The following is a 6,874-nucleotide window of genomic DNA, read 5'->3' on the forward strand; positions in this document are numbered from 1 at the left end:
TCGCCCGGGGGAAGCCGTTCCCGCCCGCCTCCCCGCGGGAGGTCTGGCCCGAGGTGGCGGCGGCCCTGGGGGGCGGCCTTCCGGAGGACCTGTTCGCGGTCCCCGAAGCGGGGGTGGCCCTGCCCGCGGATGCGCCATGACCGAGTTCCTGCTCGTGAGCCTGGTCAAGACCCTGGTGGTCTTGGGGCTCGTCCTCCTGACGGTGGCCTACCTGACCTGGGCGGAGCGGAAGATCATCGGAGACCTGCAGGTCCGCTGGGGCCCGTCCCGGGTCGGCCCCTTCGGGGTGCTCCAGCCCATCGCCGACGGGATCAAGCTCTTCTTCAAGGAGGACCTGGTGCCGGCCGGCGCCGACCGGCTCATGTTCCTCCTGGCCCCCGCCCTCAGCATGGTCCCGGCCCTCATCACCTTCGCCGTCATCCCCTTCGGCGATTCCATCCACCTCTTCGGCCGGACGGTGGACCTGGTCATCACCGACATCAACGTCGGGATCCTGTATGTCTTCGCCGTCACCTCGATGGGGGTGTACGGGATCGTCCTGGGGGGCTGGGCCTCCAACAGCAAGTACTCCCTGCTGGGGGGCCTGCGCTCCGCCGCCCAGATGGTCTCGTACGAGATGTCCCTCGGGCTCTCCGTGGTCGGGGTCCTGATGCTGAGCCAGTCGCTGAGCCTCGTGGACATCGTGAACGCGCAGGCCGGGACCTGGCACGGGGTGATCCCGCGCTGGAACGTGTTCGCCCAGCCGCTCGGCTTCGCCCTGTTCCTGGTGAGCGCCAACGCCGAGCTGAACCGGGCGCCCTTCGACCTCCCCGAGGCCGAGACGGAGCTGGTGGCGGGGTTCCATACGGAGTACTCCTCCATGAAGTTCGCCATGTTCTTCATGGCCGAGTACGCCAACATGATCACCGCCTCCGCCGTCGCCACCACCCTCTTCCTCGGGGGCTGGCGGGGGCCCTTCCTCCCTCCGGTCGTCTGGTTCGTCCTGAAGGTGTTCGCCTTCCTCTTCCTCTTCATCTGGCTCCGGGCGACGCTGCCCCGGTTCCGCTACGACCAGCTCATGGCCTTCGGGTGGAAGGTCCTCCTCCCCCTGGCGCTGGGGAACGTGGTGGTGACGGCGGCGTTCCTCGTGTGGGAGTGACGGCGTGGAGTGGGGGATCTTCCTGGCGCTCACGGCGGTGACGGGGACCTCGGCGCTCGCGGTCATCATCCACCGGAATCCGATCTACAGCGCCGTCGCCCTGGTCGTCACCCTCCTGGGCCTGGGCGGATTCTACATTCTGCTGCAGGCGCAGCTGGTGGCCATGGTCCACATCATCGTCTACGCCGGGGCCATCGTGGTCCTCTTCCTCTTCGTCATCATGCTCCTGGATGTCCGGAGGGAGGAGGGCTCCCCCCTCCGGGTGGGGCGGGTGCAGCTCCTCCTGGGGACGGCGGCGGGGGCAGCGCTGCTGCTCCTGCTCGCGGCCACGATGGCGGCGGCCCCCGCCGGCGAGGGCGGGCCGCCGCCCCCCCTCCCCCGGGGGAACACCCAGGCGGTGGGCCAGCTCCTCTTCACCCGCTACCTGCTCCCCTTCGAGCTGACCTCCCTCATCCTGCTGGTGGCCATGGTGGGCGCGCTCATGCTGGCCAAGCGGAAGGTGGAGTAGTGCCGGGCCTCGTGATGGTCCTCATTTGCCCCTCGGGTGGTAGCGGCGCCACCCGCGGCGCCTGGATGTGTGGGAGCAGGGTGGAAGATCGCCGGGGGGATTCGCGTGGTGCCGCTTAACGCCTACCTGCTGGTAGGGGCCTTCCTCTTCATCACCGGGGTGGTGGGCGTGGCGACCCGGCGCAACGCCCTGGTGATCTTCATGTCCGTCGAGCTCATGCTGAACGCCGTGAACCTGACCTTCGTGGCCTTCTCCCGGTTCCTGGGCTCGCTCGACGGCCAGGCCTTCGTCTTCTTCGTGATGACGGTGGCGGCGGCGGAGGTGGCGGTAGGGTTGGCGATCATCATCGCCCTCTTCCGGAACCGCGAGACCGTGAATGTGGACGAGGTGAGCCTCCTCAGGGGGTGAGCGTGCCTGACCCGCTCTGGCTGATCCCCGGGTTCCCGCTCGCGGGCGCCCTCCTCAACGGGCTCACGGGGCGCCGCTTTCCGCGGTGGCTCGTCGGCCTCGTGGGGTGCGGCAGCGTCGGCGCCGCCTTCCTCGTCGCGGCCGCGGGGCTGCCCCCCCTCCTGGCCCTGCCCCCGGCGTCCCGGTGGTTCGAGCCGGTCCTCTTCATCTGGATCAGTTCGGGAGACCTCAGCGCCCCGGTTGCCCTTCTCTGGGACCCGCTGTCAGCCGTCATGGCCCTGGTGGTGAGCGGCGTGGGTTGCTGCATCCACGTCTACTCCCTGGGCTACATGGGAGCCGATCGGGACTACCCCCGCTACTTCGCCTTCCTGAACCTGTTCGCCTTCTTCATGCTGATCCTGGTCCTGGCGAACAACTACCTCCTCCTCTTCCTGGGGTGGGAGGGGGTAGGGCTCTGCTCCTATCTCCTCATCGGGTTCTGGTTCGAGCGGGAGCGCGCCGCCGAGGCAGGGAAGAAGGCGTTCCTGGTGAACCGGGTGGGGGACCTCGGGTTCCTGGTCGGCCTCTTCCTCCTCTGGACGACCTTCGGGACGTTTCACTTCAAGACCCTCTTCCCGAGGCTCGTCGAGCACCCGGCCGGCGCCCCGGTCCTGACGGCCGTCGCCCTCCTCCTGTTTCTGGGCGCCACCGGGAAGAGCGCCCAGCTCCCCCTCTACGTCTGGCTCCCCGATGCCATGGAGGGCCCCACGCCGGTCTCGGCCCTGATCCACGCCGCCACCATGGTGACGGCCGGGGTCTATATGGTGGCCCGCTCCAGCCCCCTCTACGACCGGGCCCCGGAGGTCCTCACCCTCCTCGCCTGGGTGGGGGCGGTCACCGCCGTCTTCGCCGCCACGATCGCGTGCGCCCAGACCGACATCAAGCGGGTCATCGCCTATTCCACGATCAGCCAGCTCGGGTACATGTTTCTGGGGGCGGGAGTGGGCGCCTACGCTTCCAGCATCTTCCACCTGACGACCCACGCCTTCTTCAAGGCCCTCCTGTTCCTCGGGGCCGGCGCCGTCATCCACGCGCTGCACGGCGAGCAGGACCTGACGAAGATGGGGGGGCTCCGCAAGCCGATGCGGCTCACCGCCGCCGCGTTCTTCCTGGGAGCGGCGGCCAACGCCGGCATCTTCCCCCTCGCCGGGTTCTGGTCCAAGGACGAGATCCTGGCCGCCGCGCGGCACGGCGGCTTTACCGGTCCCTGGCTCCTCGGGCTGGCAACGGCGTTCCTGACCGCCTTCTACATGTTCCGCTGCTTCGCCCTGGCCTTCACCGGCACCTTCCGCGGGGACCGGGAGACGCTCACCCGCGTCCACGAGGCCCCGCCCAGCATGGCGGTTCCCATCCTGCTGCTGGCGGCCCTGGCCGTCGTGGGCGGGGGGCTGGGGATCCCCCCTGAGCACGGCCCCCTTCACGCTTTTCTGGGGTCGGTCCTCCCGGGGCCGGCGGGGGCGCCGGCAGGGGGGATCGGGACCGCCCTGCTCTCGGTGGGGCTGGCGCTCGCCGGGGCGGCGCTCGCCGGCCTCTGGTACGCCCGGCGGCCGGAGATCCCGGCGGCCGTCGCCGTGCGTCTCCCAAACCTCTACCGGCTGGTCACGGGGAAGTTCTTCGTGGACGAGCTGTACGCCGCCACCATCGTCCGCCCCCTCGAGCGCCTGGCCCGCTGGTGCTTCCGCGTGGGGGACGGGATCCTGGTGGAGGGGGCGGTGAACGGGACCGCCGGCCTGGTGGAGTGGGGGAGCCGGGCCCTCCGCCGGCTGCAGACCGGATTCGTCCCCAACTACGTGCTCTCCATCCTCCTGGGCACGGTCCTGCTGCTCGCCTACCTGGCGTTCGCCCGGTGAGGGCCCGGTGAGGGAAGGATGCCCGACCTGCCGCTCCTGAGCCTCCTGACCTTCCTGCCGGCCGGCGGGGCCGCCCTCCTGCTCCTCCTGCCGCGGGAGCGCGTGCGCCTCCTGCGCGCGCTCGCCGTGGGGGTGCTGGCGGTGGACTTCCTGCTCGCGCTGCGTCTCTACTCCGGCTTCGATCCGATGGAAGCCGGCATGCAGTTCGTGGAGGAGCGAGCCTGGATTCCCCGGCTCGGCATCCAGTACCTGCTCGGCGTGGACGGCATCAGCCTTCCCCTGCTCCTCCTCACCGCCTTCCTCGGCGTGGTCGTGGCTGCCGCCTCCCTCCCCTGGATCCAGGCGCGGGTGAAGGAGTACTACATCTGCCTCCTCCTCCTGCAGACCGGGATGCTGGGGGTCTTCGTGGCCCTCGATCTCATCCTCTTCTATATCTTCTGGGAGGCGATGCTGATCCCGATGTACTTCCTCATCGGGGTCTGGGGCGGCCCGCGCCGGATCTACGCCACCATCAAGTTCTTCCTCTACACCATGGCCGGCTCGGTCCTGATGCTGCTGGCGATCTTCGCCCTGTACTTCAAGGCCCGGGCCGCCCTCCCCGGGCCGACCTTCGCCCTCCCGGCGCTCCTCGGCGTCAGCCTCGGCCCGGAGGAGCAGACCTGGCTCTTCCTCGCCTTCGCCGTCGCCTTCGCCATCAAGGTCCCCATGGTCCCGTTCCACACCTGGCTGCCCGACGCCCACGTGGAGGCCCCCACGGGGGGGAGCGTCATCCTCGCGGGCGTCTTACTCAAGATGGGCACCTACGGGTTCCTCCGCTTCGCGCTCCCCCTGTTCCCCGACGCGACCCGCGCCTTCCTCCCCCTGGTGGCCGGGCTGGCGATCACGGGGATCCTGTACGGGGCGCTCGTGGCCCTCGTCCAGGCGGACGTGAAGAGCCTGGTCGCCTACAGCAGCGTGAGCCACCTGGGGTTCGTCATGCTCGGGATCTTCGCCCTCAACGTCCAGGCGGTCTCGGGAGCGCTCCTCCAGATGGTCAACCACGGCCTCTCCACCGGGGCCCTGTTCCTCCTGGTCGGGATGCTCTACGAGCGGCGCCACACCCGGATGCTCGCGGACTTCGGCGGCCTCTTCCGGGTGATCCCGGTCTTCGGCGGCGTCCTCCTCGTGATCGCCCTCTCCTCGATCGGCCTGCCGGGCTTGAACGGCTTCGTCGGAGAATTCTTGATCCTGGCCGGCACGTTCCGGTTCTGGTGGCCGTACGCCGTCCTGGGGGCGATCGGCGTCGTCCTGGGGGCCTGGTACGTGCTCTGGATGGTCCAGCAGCTCCTCTTCGGGCCCCTCCGCCAGGAGGCCAACCGGACCCTCCGCGACCTCACCCTCGCCGAACGGAGCGTCCTGGCCCCGATCCTCCTCCTGGTCGTGTGGATCGGGGTCTACCCCGCCCCCTTCCTGTCGGTCAGCGAAGCCTCGGTGAGGGCGCTGCTCGCCCGCGTGGAGCAGGGCGCGGCGGCAGTGGCACCGGCGCCCGGAGGGGCGGATGGCCGAGCCTACGGGCGGCCGGCGCCCTCCCCCCGCGGGGAGGAGGCGCTCGCAGGGCTCCGGGATCCGCTCGCGCGCATTACGGGAGGACGCCCCTGATGCCCCTCCTCGACTGGGCGGCCCTGTCCCCCGCGGTCACGGTCGCGGCCACCGGGCTTCTCCTGCTCGCGGCCGACCTGCTGACGCCCCGGGAGCGGCGCGACCGGGTCGCCTGGATCCCGCTCCTGGGGTTCGGGACCGCCGGGGCGCTGAGCGCCGGCCTCTGGGGAGGGGAGGCGCGGGTCGTCGCCGGGATGCTGGTGGTGGACGGCACCGCCTGCTTCTTCTACGGGCTGTTCGCGATCATCGGCATCCTGACCGTGCTCCTCTCGGTCCCGTATCTCCGCCGGGAGGGGATCCAGTTCGCCGAGTACTACGTCCTCCTCACCTTCGCCGTCCTCGGGATGATGGTGATGGCCTCATCGGCCGACCTCCTGATGCTTTTCCTCGGCCTCGAGACCCTCTCCGTGGCCCTCTACGTCCTGGCGGGGTTTCTCCGGCAGCGGGTCACCTCCAACGAGTCGGGCCTCAAGTACCTCCTCCTCGGGGCTTTCTCCTCGGCCTTCCTCCTGTACGGGGTGGCGTTCCTGTACGGGGCCACCGGCTCCACGAACCTGGAGGCGATCCGGGCGGCGCTGGTCGGCCGGCCCGATTCCGGCCCGCTCCCGGCGGTCGGGGTGGGCCTCATCCTGGTCGGCCTGGCCTTCAAGGTGGCGGCGGTCCCGTTCCACATGTGGGCCCCGGATGTCTACGAGGGCGCCCCCACCTCCGTCACCGCCTTCATGATCGCCGGGACCAAGGCGGCCGCCTTCGCCGGCTTCCTCCGCGTGACCCCGGTGGCGGTGGCGAGCCTGGAGCAGGCCTGGCCGGAGGTTCTGTGGGTCCTGGCCGCCCTCACGATGGGCGCCGGAAATGTGGCGGCCATCGCCCAGCGCAACCTGAAGCGGATGCTGGCGTACAGCGGCATCGCCCATGCCGGGTACCTCCTGGTGGCCCTGGTCGCCGGCAGCCCCCTCGGGACGGCGGGGCTCCTGTTCTACCTCCTGGCCTACGCCTTCATGACCGTGGGGGCCTTCGCCGTCCTGATCGCTCTCGGCCAGCGAGGGGAGGAGAACCTGACCCTGGAGGCCTGGGCCGGGATGGGCTACCGGCGGCCGCTGTTCGCCCTGAGCATGGCGATCTTCATGTTCTCCCTGGCGGGCCTGCCCCCCACCGCCGGGTTCATGGCGAAGTTCTACGTCTTCAGCGCCGCGGTGGAGGCCGGCTACTATGGGCTCGCCATCCTGGGGGTCCTCTGCAGCGTGGTCTCGGTCTTCTTCTATCTCCGGGTCGTGGTGGTGATGTACATGCTGG

The 6,874-nt window shown here is 70.1% G+C and carries 6 protein-coding genes; all 6 read left to right on the forward strand.

What is annotated here, in order from left to right; genetic code table 11:
* Positions 1 to 136 precede the first annotated feature (136 nt).
* On the forward strand, positions 137 to 1,138 hold the full coding sequence (nuoH, locus tag VGT06_02945; GenBank protein HEV8662092.1) for an NADH-quinone oxidoreductase subunit NuoH: 1,002 nt from the start codon (positions 137 to 139) through the stop codon (positions 1,136 to 1,138).
* 4 nt (positions 1,139 to 1,142) lie between these two features.
* Positions 1,143 to 1,646 (forward strand): NADH-quinone oxidoreductase subunit J, encoded by a 504-nt coding sequence (locus VGT06_02950; protein ID HEV8662093.1) that lies wholly within the window; start codon positions 1,143 to 1,145, stop codon positions 1,644 to 1,646.
* Positions 1,647 to 1,751: 105 nt separating this feature from the next.
* Entirely contained in the window at positions 1,752 to 2,054 is a 303-nt protein-coding gene (nuoK, locus tag VGT06_02955) for an NADH-quinone oxidoreductase subunit NuoK (GenBank protein ID HEV8662094.1), read from the forward strand.
* Between the two features lie 2 nt (positions 2,055 to 2,056).
* Positions 2,057 to 3,943, forward strand: coding sequence for an NADH-quinone oxidoreductase subunit L (gene nuoL / locus VGT06_02960; GenBank protein ID HEV8662095.1), 1,887 nt, complete (start codon positions 2,057 to 2,059; stop codon positions 3,941 to 3,943).
* An 18-nt stretch (positions 3,944 to 3,961) separates the two neighbouring features.
* Positions 3,962 to 5,581 carry an NADH-quinone oxidoreductase subunit M gene (locus tag VGT06_02965; GenBank protein HEV8662096.1) on the forward strand — a complete coding sequence of 540 codons (1,620 nt, stop codon included), beginning with the start codon at positions 3,962 to 3,964 and terminating at the stop codon, positions 5,579 to 5,581.
* Positions 5,581 to 6,874, forward strand: a 1,294-nt coding sequence (locus VGT06_02970) for an NADH-quinone oxidoreductase subunit N (GenBank protein ID HEV8662097.1), incomplete at its 3' end; no start/stop codon positions are given. The genes VGT06_02965 and VGT06_02970, both read left to right, overlap by 1 nt.

Source organism: Candidatus Methylomirabilis sp., from assembly GCA_036000645.1.
Classification (GTDB): Bacteria; Methylomirabilota; Methylomirabilia; order Methylomirabilales; family JACPAU01; genus JACPAU01.